The 21,237-nt window shown below is 44.5% G+C and carries 17 protein-coding genes and 2 riboswitches; of the genes, 2 read left to right on the forward strand and 15 right to left on the reverse strand.

What is annotated here, in order from left to right:
* Positions 1-244: hypothetical protein (locus J7E35_RS18790; RefSeq protein ID WP_214782455.1), on the forward strand; the 244-nt coding region annotated here is incomplete at its 5' end.
* Positions 245-400: 156 nt separating this feature from the next.
* Here the strand turns inward: J7E35_RS18790 and ptsG are convergent.
* From ptsG to J7E35_RS23590, 14 genes are all read right to left on the reverse strand, one after another.
* Complete coding sequence (gene ptsG / locus J7E35_RS18795; RefSeq protein ID WP_214782458.1) at positions 401-2,476, reverse strand: glucose-specific PTS transporter subunit IIBC; 2,076 nt, start codon at positions 2,474-2,476, stop codon at positions 401-403.
* Between the two features lie 180 nt (positions 2,477-2,656).
* The gene (gene glcT / locus J7E35_RS18800; RefSeq protein ID WP_214782460.1) at positions 2,657-3,499 is read right to left on the reverse strand and encodes a glucose PTS transporter transcription antiterminator GlcT; all 843 of its coding nucleotides are present in this window, start codon (positions 3,497-3,499) and stop codon (positions 2,657-2,659) included.
* 135 nt (positions 3,500-3,634) lie between these two features.
* Entirely contained in the window at positions 3,635-4,966 is a 1,332-nt protein-coding gene (locus J7E35_RS18805) for an NCS2 family permease (protein ID WP_214782463.1), read from the reverse strand.
* A gap of 128 nt (positions 4,967-5,094) precedes the next feature.
* A riboswitch (purine riboswitch) is annotated at positions 5,095-5,196 on the reverse strand.
* An 87-nt stretch (positions 5,197-5,283) separates the two neighbouring features.
* A complete protein-coding gene (guaA, locus tag J7E35_RS18810; RefSeq protein WP_214782465.1) occupies positions 5,284-6,831 on the reverse strand; it encodes a glutamine-hydrolyzing GMP synthase in 1,548 nt (515 codons plus the stop codon).
* A gap of 183 nt (positions 6,832-7,014) precedes the next feature.
* Positions 7,015-7,116: riboswitch (purine riboswitch) on the reverse strand.
* 31 nt (positions 7,117-7,147) lie between these two features.
* Positions 7,148-9,364, reverse strand: a complete 2,217-nt coding sequence (locus J7E35_RS18815) for a transglutaminase TgpA family protein (RefSeq protein WP_214782467.1) — start codon at positions 9,362-9,364, stop codon at positions 7,148-7,150.
* Positions 9,361-10,578, reverse strand: coding sequence for a DUF58 domain-containing protein (locus J7E35_RS18820; RefSeq protein ID WP_214782469.1), 1,218 nt, complete (start codon positions 10,576-10,578; stop codon positions 9,361-9,363). Before J7E35_RS18820 ends, J7E35_RS18815 begins: the two co-directional genes overlap by 4 nt.
* A 1-nt stretch (position 10,579) precedes the next feature.
* Positions 10,580-11,521, reverse strand: coding sequence for an AAA family ATPase (locus J7E35_RS18825; RefSeq protein ID WP_214782537.1), 942 nt, complete (start codon positions 11,519-11,521; stop codon positions 10,580-10,582).
* 228 nt (positions 11,522-11,749) lie between these two features.
* Entirely contained in the window at positions 11,750-12,124 is a 375-nt protein-coding gene (locus J7E35_RS18830; protein WP_214782471.1) for a hypothetical protein, read from the reverse strand.
* Between the two features lie 298 nt (positions 12,125-12,422).
* Complete coding sequence (locus J7E35_RS18835) at positions 12,423-13,859, reverse strand: lipase family alpha/beta hydrolase (RefSeq protein WP_214782473.1); 1,437 nt, start codon at positions 13,857-13,859, stop codon at positions 12,423-12,425.
* A 326-nt stretch (positions 13,860-14,185) separates the two neighbouring features.
* A complete protein-coding gene (locus tag J7E35_RS18840; RefSeq protein ID WP_214782475.1) occupies positions 14,186-15,184 on the reverse strand; it encodes an ABC transporter substrate-binding protein in 999 nt (332 codons plus the stop codon).
* 259 nt (positions 15,185-15,443) lie between these two features.
* The gene (locus tag J7E35_RS18845) at positions 15,444-17,900 is read right to left on the reverse strand and encodes a heavy metal translocating P-type ATPase (protein ID WP_214782478.1); all 2,457 of its coding nucleotides are present in this window, start codon (positions 17,898-17,900) and stop codon (positions 15,444-15,446) included.
* Position 17,901: 1 nt separating this feature from the next.
* A complete protein-coding gene (locus J7E35_RS18850; RefSeq protein ID WP_214782481.1) occupies positions 17,902-18,132 on the reverse strand; it encodes a heavy-metal-associated domain-containing protein in 231 nt (76 codons plus the stop codon).
* A gap of 19 nt (positions 18,133-18,151) precedes the next feature.
* Positions 18,152-18,610 (reverse strand): CopY/TcrY family copper transport repressor, encoded by a 459-nt coding sequence (locus tag J7E35_RS18855; protein ID WP_214782484.1) that lies wholly within the window; start codon positions 18,608-18,610, stop codon positions 18,152-18,154.
* Positions 18,611-18,933: 323 nt separating this feature from the next.
* On the reverse strand, positions 18,934-19,062 hold the full coding sequence (locus J7E35_RS23590; RefSeq protein ID WP_285290814.1) for a hypothetical protein: 129 nt from the start codon (positions 19,060-19,062) through the stop codon (positions 18,934-18,936).
* Between the two features lie 229 nt (positions 19,063-19,291).
* On the opposite strand from J7E35_RS23590, the gene J7E35_RS18860 reads away from it, so the two are divergent.
* On the forward strand, positions 19,292-19,816 hold the full coding sequence (locus J7E35_RS18860) for an ECF transporter S component (RefSeq protein WP_214782486.1): 525 nt from the start codon (positions 19,292-19,294) through the stop codon (positions 19,814-19,816).
* Positions 19,817-20,320: 504 nt separating this feature from the next.
* Here J7E35_RS18860 and J7E35_RS18865 read toward each other — a convergent pair.
* The gene (locus J7E35_RS18865; RefSeq protein WP_214782488.1) at positions 20,321-21,025 is read right to left on the reverse strand and encodes a hypothetical protein; all 705 of its coding nucleotides are present in this window, start codon (positions 21,023-21,025) and stop codon (positions 20,321-20,323) included.
* Positions 21,026-21,237 lie beyond the last annotated feature (212 nt).

Below are 21,237 nucleotides of genomic sequence, written 5' to 3' on the forward strand. Positions count from 1 at the left end.
TCCTGAGCCAGGATCAAACTCTCCAAAAAAGAGTTATGAGTTAGCTCATAAGTTAAAACGTTGGCTCATGTTCTTCTATAATAGAAGCCATGATAATTTATTGTTTGTTGACGCTTGTTTGTTTAGTTTTCAAAGAGCAAGTTGTGCGCGCCGCTCAGAAGCGACTTTAATAATTTATCATATCACAGCGTTAAAAGTCAACAGCTTTTTTGAATTTATTTTTTTAACTTCAAAATGTTGTTAACCTGTTCGCGACTGTTTCTATATACTATCATCGGACGTGCCCAGAGTCAACACGAATAACCCTTGAAATAATTGGGAAATATTTTGCTACTGCTTTTTCTTCTATATATAAAAACAGCCGGCCTCCATTCAGGAGACCGGCTGTTTAGTTTCAATCTTATTTAGAAATTGTAATGATATTCTCGTCCTTCACATCCACATTGCCTTTCTTGTTGATGACAATGCTTTCCCCTTCTGAAAGGTTAGTGAATACGATTGGAGTGATAATGGATGTTGCGTTTTTCTTGATGTAATCAAGGTCAACCTTCAACAATGGCTGCCCTTTTTTCACAGCGTCATTTTCAGATACAAGTGTTTCAAATCCTTGTCCCTTCAGGTTCACTGTATCTATGCCCACATGGATAAGGATTTCCCGTCCAGAGTCAGATAGGATTCCGATTGCATGCTTTGTCGGGAACAGGTTGACGATTTTTCCGTCTACTGGTGATACAATTGTACCTTCAGCAGGAACAATAGCAAATCCGTCTCCCATCATCTTTCCTGAGAATACCTGGTCAGGGACTTCTGTGATTGGCAGGATTTCACCTTTAATAGGAGAAACGAATGCTTCTGCTGCAGAATCTGCATCATGATGCGTCTGCAATGCTTCCGGATTTACTTCTTCAATTTGCTGCTCAACCTCTGTTGCCTGGTTTGTTTCAACCGGACGAGGCCTTTTACCATTCATGATATCTCTCATCTGACCCTTAATCGTCTCTGAACGCGGCCCGAAAATGGCCTGGATGTTGTTGCCGACTTCAAGTACTCCGGCAGCACCCAGCTTTTTCAGACGATTTTTATCGACATTGTTAATGTCATTTACAGATACACGTAGTCGAGTGATACACGCATCAAGGTGAGCGATGTTTTCTTTGCCGCCCATTGCGTCAAGAACTTCATATGGAAGGTCGCTAGCTTGGCCTTTTGTACCGCCTTCTTCCTGATCTTCTTCAACCGCTTCACGGCCAGGAGTCATCAGGTTAAACTTGCGGATCGCGAAACGGAAACCAAAGTAGTAGATTACCGCGAACACTAAACCTACCGGAATGACAATCCACGCATTTGTCTGAGGATTGATCAGTCCAAACAGAATGTAGTCAATAAGACCACCAGAGAAAGTCATACCGATTTTTACATCTAATAGATGCATCGTCATGAATGAAAGACCTGCGAAAATCGCGTGAACTCCGAATAGTACTGGAGCTACGAACAGGAATGAGAACTCAAGAGGTTCTGTGATACCTGTCAGGAATGAAGTCAAAGCAGCAGATACCATCAAACCGCCGACTACTACTTTTCTTTCCGGACGTGCTTCATGGTAAATCGCTAATGCTGCAGCCGGAAGGCCAAACATCATGAACGGGAATTTACCAGTCATAAATGTACCAGCAGTCAGGTTTTGAACATTGTCCGCAATCTGAGCCATGAAAATACGCTGGTCACCACGGACTACATTGCCTGCCTCAGTCGTATAAGAACCAAACTCAAACCAGAATGGTGAATAGAAAATGTGGTGCAATCCGAATGGAATCAATGAACGTTCAACTACACCAAAGATAAATGCTGATAGTGTCAAGTTTGCGTGAACCATGTTTTGCGAGAATGCATTCAGTCCATTTTGGATAGGAGGCCAGATGACAAGCATGGCCAGGCCAAGCAAAATTGCTGTTCCTGCTGTGATGATCGGCACGAAACGCTTACCAGCGAAGAATCCAAGATAAGATGGCAGCTCGATTTCAAAGAATTTATTGTAAAGAGCTGCGGCAATAATACCAACGATGATACCGCCGAAGACACCCGTTTGCAGGGTCGGAATACCAAGGATGCTCTGGTAGTTAAGACCGTTCACATCCTCTGGAGTGATTTGAAGAACAGTACCCATTGTCACGTTCATGATCAGGTATCCGATGATTGCTGCCAGACCGGCAACACCTTCACCGCCAGCCAAACCAACAGCTACACCGACCGCGAACAACAACGGAAGATTTCCGAAGACAACGTCCCCGGCATTTTGCATAACAGCAGCCACCATATCGACGCCGCTGTTATCTAAAAACGGAGCAAGCTCCAATAAAGCAGGGTTTCTAAGCGCGGCACCAAGAGCTAGCAGAATACCTGCTGCTGGCAGCAGTGCAACTGGAAGCATCAGCGCTTTACCTACTTTTTGAAGAACACCAAAAGCTTTCTTAAACATAGGAAGACCTCCTGAAATTTTTTCTCCTAAAGCGGTTACAAACAGTAAAAAAACAAATAAAAAAGGCATGAGAAAGATGTCTCGAAAGAAGCATACGGATATATTACCCATAAAACTCCATTTCAATTACATTCTTTACTCATGCCTGATCGAATCAGTAACACGTAAGATATAACTGCTTTATTTAACTTTTTTCTGAAGCCTTTGCAAATGCATCGTCAGATACACGGCTTCAGCATCGCATACTTGTTTTTTCAAGGTCTGTTGCATCACTTTAATGAGTTTCCACGAAAGATTGTAGCACACTGGATATTCTTCTTTCAAGAGGATTGCAAATTTTTCTGGCTCCTCTACCGTTTCACCATTATTGACCCTTTCGATCGTAAAACGTATGTGGCGTATAAGCCTTGTGTAGTCTATACCTTCTTTATCGATGGTTATATCGAGATTTTCTTCAATTATCTGTACCAGTTTTGTCACAAGTTGCGAGTGTTTATTAACATCAGACAAATTTCGGTTCATTACCGCACTGTGGATATGGAGAGCAACAAATCCGATCTCCCCATCAGGAAGTTCAATCCCTGACTTCTCTTTAATCAGCTGCACAACATCTTTCGCGATTTCAAATTCGGTAGGATACAGTGTTTTTGTTTCCACCAAAAAAGGGTTTTTGAATTCCATGCCTTGTGCGATCCTATTCACCGCAAACATTAAGTGATCTGTCAGGGCAACGTGGATGTGTTCGTTCAGCTGGCTGTCTGTCCTTTTCTTGATTAATTCAATAGAAGAAATGATGGCCTCATGCAGATCATTCTCAACAAAAGGCAAAAGCTTGATATAGTTCGCCTGCTCCTTTTCATCCTTAAGGACAAACATCTTCTCTGCCTGCCCCTCTTCAAGCCTGTCTCCTTTTTTTCGATTAAAGCCAATGCCCTTGCCGATCAGGATGACTTCCCCTAATGTTGGGTGGTTAGCAATCAAGACATTATTATTTAAACCTTTTTTTACTTCGATATTGTCCATGCCGGATCCCCGTTTCAGCTTGTTCTATGGGAATATCGTATAAAAGGAAGATTTATAAGTCAATCCGGAGTAATTAACACGACCTGTTCAATTTTTGCCAAAAAAAGATCCAGCGTCATCCGCTGGACCTCCTTGCTATTCTGTCAAAAACACAAAGTAAAGAACGAAAATCACAAAGAACAGGTACATAATCGGGTGTACTTCTTTTGACTTTCCTTTTACAATCATCGTGATTGGATAAAAAATGAAACCTGCTGCGATTCCAGTTGCAATGCTGGATGACAATGGCATCGCAATCATAGTCAGGAATGATGGTACCGCGATTTCAAAGCGGCCCCATTCGATTTTACCAAGAGAAGAAACCATCAGGACTCCAACAATAATCAATGCTGGCGCTGTTACAGCAGAAGTAACGACTGAGAGCAGCGGGAAAAAGAATAGTGATAACAGGAAGAATCCAGCCGTAACAAGCGAAGCAAATCCGCTTCTTGCTCCTGATGCTACACCCGCAGAGGATTCAATATAAGATGTCGTTGTCGATGTTCCGAAAATGGAACCAACAAGTGAAGCGATTGAATCTGCAAACAATGCGCGGCCGGCGCGCGGAAGCTTGTTATCCTTCATTAAACCCGCCTGGTTGGCAACCGCCACAAGTGTACCGGCGTTATCAAAGAAATCAACGAACAGGAATGTCAGGATGATCCCGAGCATGGTTGATGTATAGAATGATGGATCGCCGAAAGCGCTGAAAACTGCTCCAAAGGTTGGTGCAACACTTGGTACTGCTCCGACTACTTTTTCAGGTGTTTCAATAAGGTTGAAAATCATTCCGACAATGACGCTTAGGATAATTCCGAAGAATACTGCCCCATGAATCCCTCTTGTCAGCATAATGACTGTAATCAATAAACCAAAAAGCGCTAGTAATGTATTGGCACTTGTCAGATCGCCCAGACCAACTAGGGTTGCTGGATTATCGACGATAATGCCCGCATTTTTCAATCCGATAAATGTGATGAACAATCCAATACCGGCTCCGACTGCGTGCTTTAGTTCAACCGGGATGGCATTGATCAATTTTTCCCGCCAGCCTGAAATCGTCAGGATCAGGAAGAACACACTGGAGATGAACACTGCTGCAAGCGCATGCTGCCATGGTGCTCCGTGGCTTAGGACGACTGCGTAAGCAAAGAATGCGTTCAAGCCCATTCCAGGAGCAAGGGCGATTGGGTACTTACCGATCAGGCCCATGATGATGGAGCCAACAGCTGCGGCAAGTGCTGTCGCTACGAATACAGCTCCTGTATCCATCCTCAATGCTTCCGGAAGGTCGGGTACGTCTGCCAGTGTGAGTATATTAGGATTAACAACCAGGATGTAGGCCATGGCGAGGAATGTGGTCATTCCGCCAATGAATTCGCGGCGATAGTTTGTGCCGAGCTTTTCAAATTCAAAATACTTCTTCATTTTTCTTTCCCCCTGAATAGAATTCAGGAAATAAGGCCAAAAAGAAAACGCCACGGGATACCGGGCGTTGACTGAAGGTAATAGGAAAAATGATGGCAGCAATCGAGTATTAGTTTGATAGATCGCCAGCCATGATTTATATACCTCGTAGTCAAGCCATTTACGGTAGCTCGGTAGAAACTTTTGGGCCATATCCCCAAGATTATACGACGAATTATGACAAATTATTAAGGTTCAGTTTTATTCTAACAGGGCTTTTGACCCGAGTCAATAAAAAAACGAACATTTTCATGTTCGTTTTTAAAATCGTTCGGATTTTATTCCCATTCAATTGTTGCAGGCGGTTTGCTGGTGATGTCATAAACGACCCGGTTCACGTGAGCCACTTCATTGACGATTCTTGTTGAGATGATTTCAAGGACATCCCAAGGAATCCTTGCCCAGTCTGATGTCATTCCATCAATCGACGTTACCGCACGGATTCCGATTGTGTAATCATAGGTTCTCGCATCACCCATAACGCCAACACTGCGGATATCAGGCAGGACGGTAAAGTATTGCCAGATTTCACGGTCAAGACCGGCTTTCTTGATTTCATCGCGGAGGATGGCGTCTGATTCACGAACAATCTCCAGCTTTTCTTCGGAAATGGCTCCAAGGACACGGATACCGAGACCTGGTCCAGGGAATGGCTGGCGCCAGACGATTTCATCCGGTAGGCCAAGCTCTGTTCCGAGGGCACGCACTTCATCCTTGAATAATGTATTTAAAGGCTCGATCAATTTGAACTGCATATCCTCAGGCAATCCGCCAACATTATGGTGGGACTTGATCGTCTGTGCTGTCGCCGTACCGCTTTCGATAATATCGGTATACAATGTTCCCTGCGCAAGGAACTCGATGCCTTTCAGTTTTTCGGCCTCATCATCAAACACATAAATGAACTCATTTCCAATGATCTTACGTTTCTGCTCCGGATCGGAAACTCCCTCAAGCTTGCTGAGGAAACGGTCCTTCGCATCGACTTTGATGACATTCATGTTGAAGCCATCAGCAAAAGTCTTCATGACTCCCTCTGCTTCATCTTTACGCAATAAACCGTGATCAACAAAGATACAAGTCAGCTGGTCGCCAATCGCTTTGTGGATCAGCACCGCTACTACCGAGGAATCCACACCCCCGCTTAGCGCGCAAAGCACTTTCTTGTCACCGACCTGCTGGCGGATTTTCTCCATCTCGATTTCGATGAAGTTTTCCATCGACCAGTTGCCTTCGCATTCGCACACTTTGAACACGAAGTTTTTCAAAAGTTCATTTCCGTAGATGGAATGGCGAACCTCAGGATGGAATTGGACTGCGTAAAGCTTGCGGCCCTCGTCACTCATTGCTGCAATTGGGCAAGATGGATTGACGCCATCCACTGAAAATCCCGACGGTGACATTGTGACGAGGTCTCCATGGCTCATCCAGACAATCTGTTCGCCCGGTGTTCCTTCAAATAGTCTGTTTTGGTTATGCAGAGTCAGCAAGGCCTTTCCGTATTCACGGTTCTTTGCCTTCTCGACCTTGCCGCCGAAATGCATCGTCATCAGCTGCATTCCGTAGCAGATGCCCAAAATTGGCAAACCAAGCTCAAATATTTCTTCATCACATCGGAAAGCCCCTTCATCATAGACAGAGTTCGGCCCTCCGGAGAAAATGATTCCTTTTGGATTCATCTCCTTGATTTCAGCTGCCGTAACCGTATGTGGATGAAGCTCGCTGTAGACGCCAAATTCCCTGATCCTTCTCGTGATCAGCTGGTTATACTGGCTGCCAAAATCTAATACAATAATCTTTTCCTGGTCTTGCAGCTCGGTTTTCATAAAGTCACCTCATTTAAAAAATAGAAACGCGGAAACTCACATAAGCAGAAGGATGCAGATAGTATGGTTTGCCGCCGCGTTTTTTGTACATACAGAAAAGCACAGGCAGAAGCTGGACAATAAAAAAAGCCAGAATCCTGCCTCCAAAAAAAATAGGAAAGCAGGATTCCAGCCCGTTACGAACAAAAAGAAGCCTGCCTTCATAGTCAAATCATTTCCGGTGATTTGGTAGATACTTTCGAACCATATTATCGAGGATATATGAAGGTTGATTCTATATAGTTGCAAACATTGTATCAGTATAATAATTTATCGGTCAAGCACTAACTTTCCGGATCATGAACTCCCAATACTTTTTCGCATCCTGCCACATTTCTTCATCCATATCGCCGCGGTAAAGATACTCTTCATATTTTTCCGTTAGCCAGCGCATCTCGTTTGTAGAGAAGAATGAATCCACATAGTTGGCAAAGTCGCGCAATGTCTGGCCTTTCTCTCTCTTCAGGCCATATCTCCCTAGCTCTTTCAATAGGACGATATAGGCTTTCTCCAAGTACTTGTTTTGCTTTTTGTACTTATAGAGAAGGATATACACGATAGGGAGCCATTTTCCTCTCAATCTATATGAGATTGCGGTGAACACAGCAACTACGAGTAATGTGAGGAAAATCTTCTGCAGGTTATCCTTCAGGAATGCTTCTGCATTTTTCAAGCCTTCTGAAAAAGAGGCCTCTGGCTTACCGACCATTGCCTGCTCCTCTGGCAGTTCAGGCTTCACCGGAGCTGCTGGTGTTGTATCTTCCTCTTCTCCTTGGCCCGTTTGGTTTTGTGAGCCATTTTTATTGTCATACTCAAATTGAACGTTATTTGAAAATCCTTGCGTCGGCTCAAATGGCACCCAGCCGACACCAGGGAAATAACCCTCTACCCATGAGTGGGCATTGTTATTGGTAACCTCATAAAGACGGCGGCCATTCCCTAGTGTATCGATATATTCACCTTCTGTATAACCCTTTACCCATCGCGCTGGAATGCCGACGGAGCGCATCATGACAACCATCGATGTTGAGAAATTGTCACAGTAGCCGCGCTGTGTTTCAAACAGGAATTGGTCGACATAATCCTGATCTTCATCTGGGATTGCCACATTCGATTGATCATAGACAAATTCGTTCGACCGGAAGTACTTTTCAATCGCCTGTGCTTTTTCCAGCCACGTCCCTTTGTCTTTCGTAATCTCCTCGGCAAGCTCAACTACCCGCTCCGGAAGCTCTTCAGGTACCTGTGTATATTTTGAGAGAAAGGCAAACTCTGCTTCCACCTCTTCAGGTCCGGCTGCCTTAAGCTTTTCTACACTGTAGACCGGGTGATCAAAAGTAAGCGAGTATGGTCCAATCGAACCCGCTTGTCCATCCGCCATTGACATAATTTTTTCGGTTGTCGGATCAAGGCTGAATTGGAGCGAGGATTGCCCCGCAGATGCCTTGACTTGTGTCACCCCCAACGGATAGACAAGGTGAGGATAACCAATCTTGGGGATAACCTTGCTCGTCCGCTGTTCCGTTTTGACTTCTTCTTCAAAAGGCTGCATCGGGATGGTCTGCTCAGGTGAAAATTCCACTGGCACAGCAGTCCCCTTGTCTGTAATCCACCCTTTACCTGTATAGACGTCTTTGGTCTCGATCCGCCAGTAATGACGACCATCGGCTTCCGCAGTAAAAACGACCCGATCGTCTCCGATGAACGGCCCGCCAAGTGCGGAATCATCCGTTCCGTAACCGATTTTTTTAACCCCTCCGCCGCCTTCACCTGAATCCTCATTATATGAGGTGATGAACGGAACAGGGTCCGGCCAGATTGGGTCAGCCTTCGGGGCTGCATAGCCAATCCCTACGCTCAGGACAATCATGGCGACTAGCGGTACCATCCACCTTTTCGCACTTTTCAGGTTCTTATTTATCTCTTCCTTATCTGCAATCCGGTAATACGCCAGAATCCCCATCACAGCAAAACCCGCAATCACGGTCCGGACGATCGCCAGGTCTGCTTCATAAGGAGTAAACGTATCCAGTACCGTAATATAAACGAGAGTCATGAAGAAAAACACGAAAATTTGTTTCCTGTTAATCAGCCAGTATTGAATCAGGTATGCCATCAGCCAAAGCAAGGTGAAAAACAGCAACGTCCTGAACACATTGGAAATTTCGGTCCATTCTGCATTCATGATAATCCCTGAATTAGCGACAACCTCATTGAACAACTGGCCAAACCACTCCAGGCTAAAGAAAGTTCCCTCATAATACATAAAGTGGACGGAATATAGGATAATGATAATTTTTATGATAGATGACGGAAGAAACGGCATATTGAAGTAGAACATCATCAATGAAACAAACACAAAACCGAGAAACACACTTAGGTGTCCGGTATCTGTCAGTTCCTTCAATGGCCGAAGCCACTCCCACAGCAGCAAAAAGCTGAAAATATATAGCAAAAAGAAAGTGATGTCTTTTTTTGGATTATCGTTCCTCAACCTCTATTCACCTCCGAGAAGGCTTCCGCGAACTGTCCGTCATGTACCATAACAAGATGGATTCCCCTTGCATTGGCCGAGGCTCTTAAATTTTTCTCCGTATTCGCCAGGGATTCCTGACGATTCTTGACCAGGAAAATGCTGACTGATCCGTTCCGTTGATTATAGAAGGCAGCTTTTTCAATCAACTCTTTTGTCAATTGTGCGGTTATCAGCATGATGGAATTGTTCTGCTGCGCTAAAAAGCTCTCTGCCTCAAGGACCCGGTTAAACGGGACTGGGGACTCATCCCGGATTTTAGCAAGATGGTAGAGCAACTGTTGCTGCTGACCTTCACCGCCACGGGCAGGAAATGCCTTTCGCTCAGCACTTAGCGTCAATAAGCCTACCTGCGCGCCTTTTCGTAAAATCGCCCTGATGACTGAAGCAGTGAAAGATACGACAACTTCAAAGCGCGGTTCAGGGGCACAGTCCATCAGAACGGTCACATCATGCGATTGCCTCTGTTCGAATTCCTTTGTCATAATGTCATTCCGCCTTGCAGTCGCCTTCCAGTTAATCCATGAGAACCGGTCTCCCGGCTGGTATTCACGGACACCAATAGCCATTGAAGTATCACGCTGGACACGCTCCTTCGAGGCCGTCATCCCCTGGTCAAAATGATGGGCGGCCGGCCTGTAAACCATATCCTGATACGCAGGATAAACCAGAATCTTGTTTTCAACCGGCAGCAGCTTTTCTTTTTCAATTAATCCGAGCGGATCCCCCGTTTTAAACTTGATGCCCTGTAATGTATGCTCACCGCGAGGAAGGTTTTCAATCGAGTAATCAAAGCCGAATACCCGGTTGAATCTTGGAAACAGCATAGTCCTCGCCTTTTGCAAATCCCGATGACCGGAAAGTGTATCCCCGACCACTTCTTCGCCAATCGCATAAAACAGCGGGAATATCCTTTTCCTTTCAAGTATGATGCTGGCTTTGAACTTCTCTCCAGCGTTAAATTCCTGTTTCGTATACACCCTTTCCGCCTTGATATCTTTTATGGAATAAAAAGCGAGGCCTAATGCATACAGAGCGAATGGCAAGAAGCTGTAAAACAGGAACCAGCTGACAAATCCGCCCTGGAACATGGCATAAGAAAAGGTAATCAAAATCAACAATAGTAAAACGATGAGCTTCCAAACTTCTTTGAACTTTTGGAAATATTTTTTCATATTACTTCACGAGCCTTTGAACCGGCACAGGCACTCTCGCCAACACTCTGTTGACAACATCCTCGGTTGTGATCCCTTCGAACCTGGCCTCTGATTTCAAAATGATCCTGTGGGCGAAAACATATGGTGCAAGGTACTGAATATCATCGGGAATGACATAATCCCTTCCGTAAATAAATGCATATGCCTGGGCAGCCTTCATCAAGGCGATGGATCCACGAGGGCTGACACCAAGATATACACTTGAATGACCGCGAGTCCGGCTAGCCAGTTCTACGATATATCGCTTGATCGTATCATCTACCACTACTTCTTTAATGCTCTGTTGCAGGTCACGCAGATCTTCAAGCGTTACAACAGGCTGCAGGTTTTCGATCGGAAGATTCCGCTGCGCCCGATGCAAAACTTCCATTTCCTCCTCCAGAGCAGGATAACCCATCTTCATTTTTAACAGGAAACGGTCAAGCTGTGCCTCCGGCAATGGATAGGTACCCTCATAATCAATTGGATTCTGTGTCGCCATGACGAAAAACGGCTTGCCAAGTATATGGGTCACACCATCAACCGTCACACTATGCTCTTCCATTCCTTCCAAAAGAGCCGACTGTGTCTTTGGAGATGTCCTGTTGATCTCATCAGCAAGAATGATATTTCCCATGATTGGGCCTGGCCTGAATTCAAACTCCATCTCTTTTGGATTGTATATCGAAACCCCTGTCACATCGGAAGGCAGCAGGTCTGGTGTGAACTGGATCCTCCTGAACTTGGCGCTGACAGACTTCGCGAGCGCACGGACCATCATCGTCTTTCCGACACCGGGTACGTCCTCAAGCAGCACATGTCCTCCGGCAAGCAATGCAATCAAGCTAAGCTCCGACACATTCCTCTTACCCGTCATCACCTTATCAATATTCGCTAATATTCTTTCAACTATTGGATTCATATGATTCCCCACTGAAACTTCCCCCTTAAAATCTATTTATCTATTTAAACTATTACTTTTTTACTCTAATAAGTCTATATTCGCTATTTTCTGCCAAAATCCTGTAATGTTCAGGGTGAAATTATTTCCACTTTGTGATAGACGGAAGATTTATCAGGAATGTTTCATCAAAAAAAAATAACGGCCTCATCCCCGAGAAGCCGTCATCAACACTTATATGAACTCTCTTTAACTTGCTGCCTTTGGTATCGCTCCCATGCCCTCAAGGATGATTTTCGCATCCGTATTTAAGTAGGCTTCAATATCATTCCGTAAAAATAATAGTGAGTGGTCCCTGATGATTACCTTCAAGCCTCTCAAGTCAAACTTTGAAGCATAGCTGTTCACCGTATTGATGACCGCCATTTCTTTCCTCGTAAGCGGCTGCTGTCCAGCTTCCATCCTTTTCGTCAAAAATTCGAGCAATTCCCTCGCATTTGATTTTAAACGGCTGCGATGTTCATTCAGGATTTCGATGTTCTCCTCCATATACATCCTTGCGCCAGCAAAATCGAGTTCTTCGACACAATTGTTGATTCTCGCAACCAAATCCAAAACATGCATTACTTTCTCCTCCTGGTGTTCAAACTCTGCTTATCTTCTATATCGGACGGTAATCCTTCCACTCCATCATTTATGTATAATTTAGTGAATAAGACTTAGTGGCAGAATTTGATTTTAGGTAGAACAGGCTATATTAGAAGTGGGGCTGCATATGGGCACATTTCAGGGATAAATACACCCCTTTACATCGGATTTCCCTTACATAAGGGCACACTTTATGGATAAATGTACCAAGAAGCTCCGTCAAACCTCCCATTCTTAAGAAGCAGCAGCTGGTTTCCACCAGCCGCCTCTTCCTTTATCTATGAGTCTTTCCATTTTCATCGACATAGATGGATTCAATAATGGTTCTTTCGAAAGGCTTCGCTTTTGCGTCTATTCCTGTTACTTCTGTTGTCAGGTTGTATACACCTGGCTCGGCAAGATCACCGTCGAGGACTTTGCCAGCTTTCGAACCTTTTCCTGCTTCCTTAAGCTTCTTTTTGCCATCATGCTCATATTTGATCCACTTTGTTTTATATGAAGCTTTCACACCTTGACTTACTTCCTTTTTCAGTTCAGCATCAAGCGGACTGTCAATGCTGACAACCATCAGGTATGAGGCGGCTGGCCCTGTCACTTTCCAATTCCCTGCCTCTGGATTTCCGATTTTAAAAGTATGGACCCATGCACCTTTGAAGAAGTCACCGGCATCCTGTTCGACTTTTGCCGCCTTATACTCCTGGCCATCCGGCCCCTTCAGTTTGAGCGAAGCCATCTTCTTTTCACTGAGGAATGCCATTTGGAAGCTTTCTGCGCCTTCCTCGATCACGAAACTTTCTCTGATCGCTTTCTCAGCTTTGCCGCCTTTGACAATTCGATTTGTCTCAGGTTCTGCCATGCTCTCGGTAGCTGAGAATGTATTTGAAATGGCCGGCTGTTCTGACATTGTATATGGTTTGAATATGGAAAAAGTATATGAGCCTTCGCGAATGGTCGTATGGTTCCAGGCCCCTTCCCGGATGATTGATCCGCCAGGCAAACGGGAGCTGGAAACCGTGACAACGCCATCATTGGAACCATAGCTGCTTAAATACAGACCTCCCCAATATAAAGCACTGCCGAATGAACCCCATTTGTATCCGCCTAACGTATAATAGCGGTTCAATTTTGCCTCAGCCTTTCCATCCGTAATGCTTCGGACATATCTCATATTCCCTGTCTGCAGTGAACGTGTCGCATCATTATTGTTTCCAAGCAAGGCTGCCAGCCACCAGGCAGAGCTGCTGTGGGCTAGGTCTGATAGCTGTGTGCCATGATGCGGTGATGAAAGAGTGATGACATTCGATACATACTGGTGCGCCCCGTAATGGACAAGCGCGGTCTGGGTATCGACTCCGCCTTTGCTGTGGCCAACCACGACCAGCTTCTTGGAGTCGAAATACTCATAAATTTGCCTTAGCTTTCCAGCCAGCATTGCCCCATTTTCCCACATATCTTTTTCCGGATAAAGGTCGATGAATGCTGTTTGATAACCATTGGCCAAAGCGGTCTCATACATATCATTGCCGTCCCACCAGACTGAGGCCGAACTGTTGTAACCATGAATGAAGACGATCGGCGACTTGGCTGGATCTACCCATGAAGGGTTAGAACCTACATACCATGTTCCAGGAGTTCCGGAAGATCCCCCGCCTAAATCTCCAGCTTTTGCAGCAACCGGCACCATCAGCAATAAAACCATCAATAATGACATAATCCTCTTACTCCTTCGCAAACCCATACCCCCTTTTTTCACATCGTTAAAAAGTATTATGTTTTGGTTTTATTTAGAAGGGTATTTTGGTTTATTTAGATTAGGAAAATAGTATTATCTGGTCAGTTGAACAAGAAATGCGAAAGCGCCTTGGTCAGCCCCGACAAGCGTTGGAGGGCCTGACAGTGAAGTCGTTCTTTGACTTCATTGGCAGGACTGAAACGTCTCGAGGGGCTAGGCGCTGGAGCTGAACATTTCTCGAAGTAAAATTTATACTTTCTTTTTTATTAATAAGAGCCTGCAAAAACCCTGCAGGCTCCACCCTATTATTCTCCTACAATTTTTGCATCTTTGATCATATCCTCAGTCAGCGTGATTCCTTCCTCTTCAGCGGCTTTTTTGTTGATGACCAATTCCAGGTTTTCCGGATAGCCAACCGGAATATCGCCAGGCTTTTTGCCCTTGAGGATTTCGACTGCCATTTTACCAGTGGTGTAGCCAAGGTCGTGATAATCTAGTCCATAGGAAGCGAAGGCTCCTCGTTTTACAGAATCTCCTTCACCCACGAACATCGGAATATCTTTATCAATTGCAACTGTGATCACAGATTCGAGCGCTGCTACGACAGTGTTATCCTTGGGGATATAGAGAACATCTACACGGCCAACCAGGGATTCAGCGGCCTGCTTCACTTCAGAGCTGGCTGAAATAGTAGTCTCTACCGCTTCGAGTCCCTCTGCTTCCAAAGCTTCCTTTGCATTTTTCACATTTACGACAGAGTTGGATTCCCCATTGTTATAAATAATCCCGACCTTCTTGGCATTTGGGATGAACTTTTTGATGGCAGCGATTGTATTCTGAATGGCATCCGGATGTGTATCTGTTGTACCCGTAGCATTTCCTCCTGGCTTCTCCATGGATTGGACCAGTTCAGCACCGACAGGATCCGTAATGGCAGTGAACAGAACTGGAATATCCTTTGTCGCCTGGACCGCCGCCTGGGCACTAGGTGTCGCTATCGCTAAAATAAGGTCATTTTTATCCGAAACGAACTTTTGCGCAATAGACGCATTATTGTTCATATCACCCTGGGCATTCTGGTAATCAAGCTTCAGATTCTTTCCTTCCTCATAACCTGCATCCTTAAGCGCTTCAATAAATCCTTCCCTCGCTGCATCAAGAGACGGATGTTCCACAATCTGGGTAATCCCTATTGTGACTGTTTTCTCTTTCTTGTCACCACTCGCCTGGTTACTGCCTCCGCCACCGCACGCAGCAAACAGGAGCATCGCACCGCTTAGTATAACTGCCAGACTCTTCTTCATCTTTTATCCTCCCCAACTTTATGAAAATGGTTATGTAATGTCTTTGGTGAGTGAAAAGCCCCTCCTCCTCCTGTAAATATTTTTTATATTATTTTTAATATTCTGATATTAACACGTGTACTTAGGTTTGGACAATATAAACTTTCAAAATGTTATCTAAGGAAAAATAAAATATTTAGACCTTCTGGATTAATAAAAAAGCCAGAGATACTGAAAACAAAAACGACCTATCCTCAAGGGACAGGTCCTCATTTTTCCGTTATACTCTTGAAGGCTTGAAACCTTTTAATCTCAATGCATTCAACAATACTGATACCGAACTTAGGCTCATGGCCGCACCGGCAATCATTGGATTCAGCAATGGTCCGCCGAACAGGTACAAAATTCCCATTGCGATTGGGATTCCTACGACATTATAGGCAAATGCCCAGAACAGGTTTTGTTTTACGTTGCGGATGGTTGCTTTGCTTAATTCGATTGCAGTCGGTACATCCATCAAATCGCTCCTCATCAGGACTATATCTGCTGACTCCATCGCAACATCTGTTCCGGAGCCAATGGCAATCCCGATGTCAGCCTGTGCAAGGGCAGGTGCGTCATTGATGCCGTCTCCAACCATTGCCACCTTCTGGCCTTCGTCCTGGAGCTTTTTGACTTCATTTGCTTTGTCTTCTGGTAAAACTTCGCTCAAAACGCGGTCGATTCCGACTTGTCTGGCGATTGCTTCAGCTGTGCGTTTGTTGTCGCCGGTAATCATTGCGACTTCAATTCCCATTTTATGAAGCTTTTCAACAGCTTTGAGGCTTGTTTCTTTTACCGTGTCAGCAACGGCGATGATTCCGGCAATTTTGCCTTCCTTTGCGATATACATTGGAGTTTTGCCTTCGTTAGCAAGTTGGTCAGAGATCTGTGCCAAATCTGCAAGTTGTATTCCTCGGTCATCCATTAGTTTGCGGTTTCCGAGCAATAAATTCTGGCCTTCGATCGTCACCTCGATTCCGTGGCCGACAATTGCGTTAAAGCCTACTGTTTTTGCCAGGCTGAGACCTTTCACTTGCGCCTCCCTTACAATCGCTTCGCCCAGCGGGTGTTCGGAACCCTTTTCAGCGGACGCTGCAAGGGTGAGAAGCTCCTCTTCTGTGATGCCATTAACCGTGACAATATCAGTCACAACAGGCTTGCCTTCAGTGATCGTACCGGTTTTATCAAATACGATAGTATCAACTTTGTGGGCCGTCTCCAGTGCCGCGCCGCTCTTGATCAATACGCCGTTCTCGGCACCTTTACCTGTTCCGACCATGATCGCAGTAGGAGTGGCCAACCCAAGCGCACATGGGCAGGCAATGACAAGTATAGAAATCGTGATTGTAAAGGCGAAGAGACCTGTCTGCCCTCCGAAATACCAGGCAAGACCCGTAAGAATTGCAAGTACTATGACGATTGGAACAAAAATCCCCGAAATGATATCCGCCATTTTCGCGATCGGCGCCTTTGATCCCTGTGCATCTTCAACCAGCTTAATGATTTGGGAAAGAGCTGTATCCTTTCCGACCTTTGTTGCTTCATAACGGACTGTCCCGGTTTTATTGATGCTGGCACCGATAATGTTAGAGCCAACCGTTTTTTCGACCGGGATGCTTTCTCCTGTCAGCATCGCTTCATCTACAGAAGTCGTTCCCTCGACGACAATCCCATCTACAGGCATCTTTTCCCCTGGTTTTACGATAACGATATCGCCAACCCGGACTTCATCGACAGAGACTTCCACCTCTTCTCCATCTTTTAAAACAGTAGCTGTCTTCGGTGCAAGGCCCATCAGCTTCTTGATTGCTTCAGATGTTTTACCCTTAGAAAGGGCTTCGAAGTATTTACCCAGCGTGATCAGCGTTAAAATAACCGCCGCCGATTCATAATATAGATTCCCCGCGTAGCTTTCATCGCCAATGACAATCATGACTGTCGCGAACAGACTATAGAGAAATGCGGCACTTGTTCCCAAAGCAACAAGTGAATCCATGTTAGGGTGCCGCTTAATCAGTGTCTTGAAGCCGACTGTGAAAAATGGCTTCCCTAAATACATCACTGGAATTGTCAGGATCAGCTGGACAATTGCAAATGCAGCTGGATTTTGCATCGGGTCAATCACTTCTGGAAGCGGCATTCGGAGCATATGGCCCATTGATACAAGCAGCAATGGGATTGTAAATACACCTGAAATCCAGAAGCGTCTCCACATTTCCTTGATATGCAATTCCTTTTTCTCTCTGTCTGCATCAGCAGAAATCTCAGCGCCAATATCCTCCTGTGCTTCATAGCCGGCATCGGCAACTGCATTCTTGATGTCAGCCACCGTAACAGAAGTCGGATCGAATTGGATCACCATTTTTTCTGTTGCCATATTTACATTTGATTCCATGACTCCATCCAGTTTCCTTGTCGCTTTCTCAACCGACTGGACGCAGGATGAACAGGTCATCCCGTTAATAATGAAGGTCTTTTTTACAACATCTGTGATCGCCTTGTATCCCGCACCCTCTACAGCATCCTGGATATCTTTTATTGTCAGAGCATTTTCATCGAAATTAACCTTTAATTTTTCAGTCGCCAGGTTTACACTTGCTTCCTTAATGCCTGGCAGCTTTTTCGCAGCCTTTTCAACAGACTGAGCACATGATGCACAGGTCATGCCTTCAATCGTCAATGTTTTTTCAGTCATCTTAAATCAGCCACCTTTTGGATGTGGATTCAGATTCATAACCAGCTTCACGGACCGCCTCATTCATCTTATCTATTGTTTGTTTGGAATCATCATATTTCACTTTTGCCGTACCCTTCTTTAAATCCACCTTGGCTACTTCTACGCCAGGGAGCGATTTCAAGGATTTTTCAACCTTTCCAACACAGTGTCCGCATGTCATACCATCTATCTTCAATATAATCTTTTCCATTAGTAAACACTCCTTTGATTTAATGGCATTCCATATCATGATTTTCTTGGCAATGGCACTGACCGGGAACACAATTGCAGACAATCAGCTCCACTGCTTCCTTTTTCTTTGACTGTAAAACTTTCTCAAGCATCGCAATATCGTCATGGCTCAGTGTCGCTTCTGCAATGAGATCGGCGATTGTTTTTCCTACCGCCGTATTGCAGATGTGATTGAATAATCCAGCCTTCAGTGATTTAAGGCTTTCCTCCTCACTGACAGCCGCAGTGTATATAAATTTTTTTCCAGACGCCTCTGTGTTTAGGGCACCTTTTTTGACAAGGCGGCCAATGAAGGTTTTCGTAGTCGCAGGCTTCCAGTCTTTCTTATCCTGCAGCACATCAATGATCTCTTTGCTGGTCGCCTTCCTGCGCGTCCAAACAACCCTCATAACTTCCCATTCAGAATCGGTAATCTCTAGATTTTCTTCTTTTTGCATAGCCAGCACCTCCCTTGTTTACAATTGTAATCGATTTGTATTTACAGTTTACAACCGTAAACGATTATTGTCAACAGCTGAAATCCCAAATATATTTTTGATGTTTTACAAACGATGATACCCGCTGCAGTATTAGGTAAACAGTCTTTAAATAATGACTTGTCCCTTTGCTGCTGAATCTCTTCGAATCTTAGATAGAGCAATAAATTGAAATGCAGGGGAGCTTTTTTCTATAAGCGGAAAGGCAAAAGAATTTATAAAATTAGCTCAATAAAAAAGTCCCCCGCCAGTTGTGTAAACTGAGAAGAGACCTGTATGGCTGATTAGCAATATATAAGGTAATTGGTTTGATCCATTACTTCACCTAATTGAACCGGAGCAACCACGCCCCAAATCACAAATCCACTCGCAAGAACGAGAGAAATCCAGAACATATTTGATACCTTACTCACTTCTGCCAACTCCCCATGATCGATTTCCAAATAAGATATCGTTATGTTTCCCTATATCAATGCATCGATTCGCGAACACAACATAAGGGAGAAGAGCAAAATTCCCAAAATTCTGTACAAGTGTATATTATTACGTATTTATTAAGTTACCAATAAGGAGTATGATAGTAAGTAAAAAGGAAGTTTCGAGGCATACGAAAAGGTCCTGAACAGAGAAAGAGGTTTCCAAATGAATACAGCATATACTCCAACCAAAGAAACAACTAAAACAAAAGTTTTAGTCATTAATGCTCTATTTATTGCATTGACTGTCGTGGCAACCATGTTCATTAACATCAGGCTGCCAATTATGGGTAATGGAGGCCTGATCCATATGGGCAACATTCCCCTATTTATTGCCGCTTTCGTCTACGGAAGGAAAACAGGTGCAATAGCAGGAGCCTTCGGTATGGGCTTGTTCGACATCATCTCTGGCTGGGCGTTGTGGGCGCCGTTCACTTTCGTTATCGTCGGTGCAATGGGGTATGTAGCGGGATTGATGGCTGAAAAAATGCCAGGCAAGAAAGTGATTGTTTATTCCTTGGCAGTTGTCGTTGCCCTTGTCATTAAAATCGTCGGCTACTATTTTACAGAAGTAATCCTATACGGAAACTGGATCCAGCCATTTGGCTCTATCCCAGGAAATGTCATGCAGGTAGTGATTGCAGGTCTGATTGTCATCCCACTTGCAGGACGCATGAAGAAGTTGTTATAACTATGAAAAGTGCAAGCGCCTTGATCAGCCCCGACAAGCGCTGGAAGGCCGCACAGTGAAGTCGCTCTTTGACTTCATTGGGTGGATCGAAGCGACTCGAGGGGCTAGGCGCTGGAGCTAGACCCTAATCTTAGTGCAGAGATGCTATACTTTCTTATAAAGATAAAATCCCCTATGGACCATAATCCATAGGGGATTTTATTATGTATTCATTGATCCGAGTTCAGTTAATATGGAAGTGCTAATTTTTTGTCGAATGCGTAATCATAAATTGTAGATATTTCTCGGGAAATTGTTGAATTTTGAAGGTGGGGTAATCGACACCTGGCTTTGCAGTCCGGAGGCATATTGAATGTATTTCGCATAGCGTATCGTCAGGCGATATATCGTAAAGCTTTCTGAAACACACAAATACTCACTTTTAGCAGTGCTCTTGTTCATATCGGTCAGCAATACGCTCTGTTCTTCTTGTTTTTTCAGTTTATTGAAGGTCTTTCATGCAACTTATTTCCGGAAAATCGCGGAAAGCCAACCCCATTTTCTATTCTTTAATTCTACTTCTAAACGTTTATTGAAATCACTTTGGGAGTTCCACTCATTCTTTTGCTCTTCCCGCATTTTCTGAATCTCTTTTTGCAGGAGCTCACTTCTCTCTCTTTCCTGCTGCAGCAAGTCTTCGTAATGGGCATTTTGCTGTTCGAGGATTTTTTCAATCTTCGCATTTGTTCTTTGTGCTGAATTCCCAATGCTGGAACTGATCACATGATGGTCCTGCTGAAGCTGGGAAACACTTGTTTTCATCTGGGCCATATCGTTTTTCAGCTGCATATTCATTTCACGTGCTGCTGCCAGTTCATTGACCACGAAAAGCAAAACCTCTTTCAATTGCTCAGGGTCCTGCGGTAAATTATTGCCATATGTATCGTTGATTGCAATCTCCGTGCTGCCTGATCCATTGAGCCTTTGTTTTTGCTCGGCCACAAGATCTTTAGCTGTATCGTCCAGTGGCTTGTCTGTATCGCGCAGCGCTATAAGCGCTTTTATATCAGACTGGACAAAGATTCGGCGGTCGCCATCTTTCAAAAACTCGTAACCGTTGCGCTCCAGAATTTGTCCATACTTTCGGACAGTTGGAGTAGCAATTCCTACTTCCTCCGCCACTTCTTTCGTTGAGAATGCCTGTTCATTCGGCTGTATATCGTTTCGCATATCGCACCTCCTATCTACAATATGACGAGTTTCAACAATATTTGCAAGAGTCATATCGTCTATATTTATATTTTAGCAGATATATCGCTATCCCTATATCGTTTGGAGATTATCTTCTTCACTCTGAATAAACACAGAAAGCTGGCTTTATTGTGAATTTGTTTTTAACTTTGGACCCTGTCTAGTTGTAAAAAAACCTCAGAGCCATTCCA

Origin of the sequence: Bacillus sp. ISL-45 (assembly GCF_018613195.1) — a bacterium.
Lineage (GTDB): Bacteria > Bacillota > Bacilli > Bacillales > Cytobacillaceae > Mesobacillus.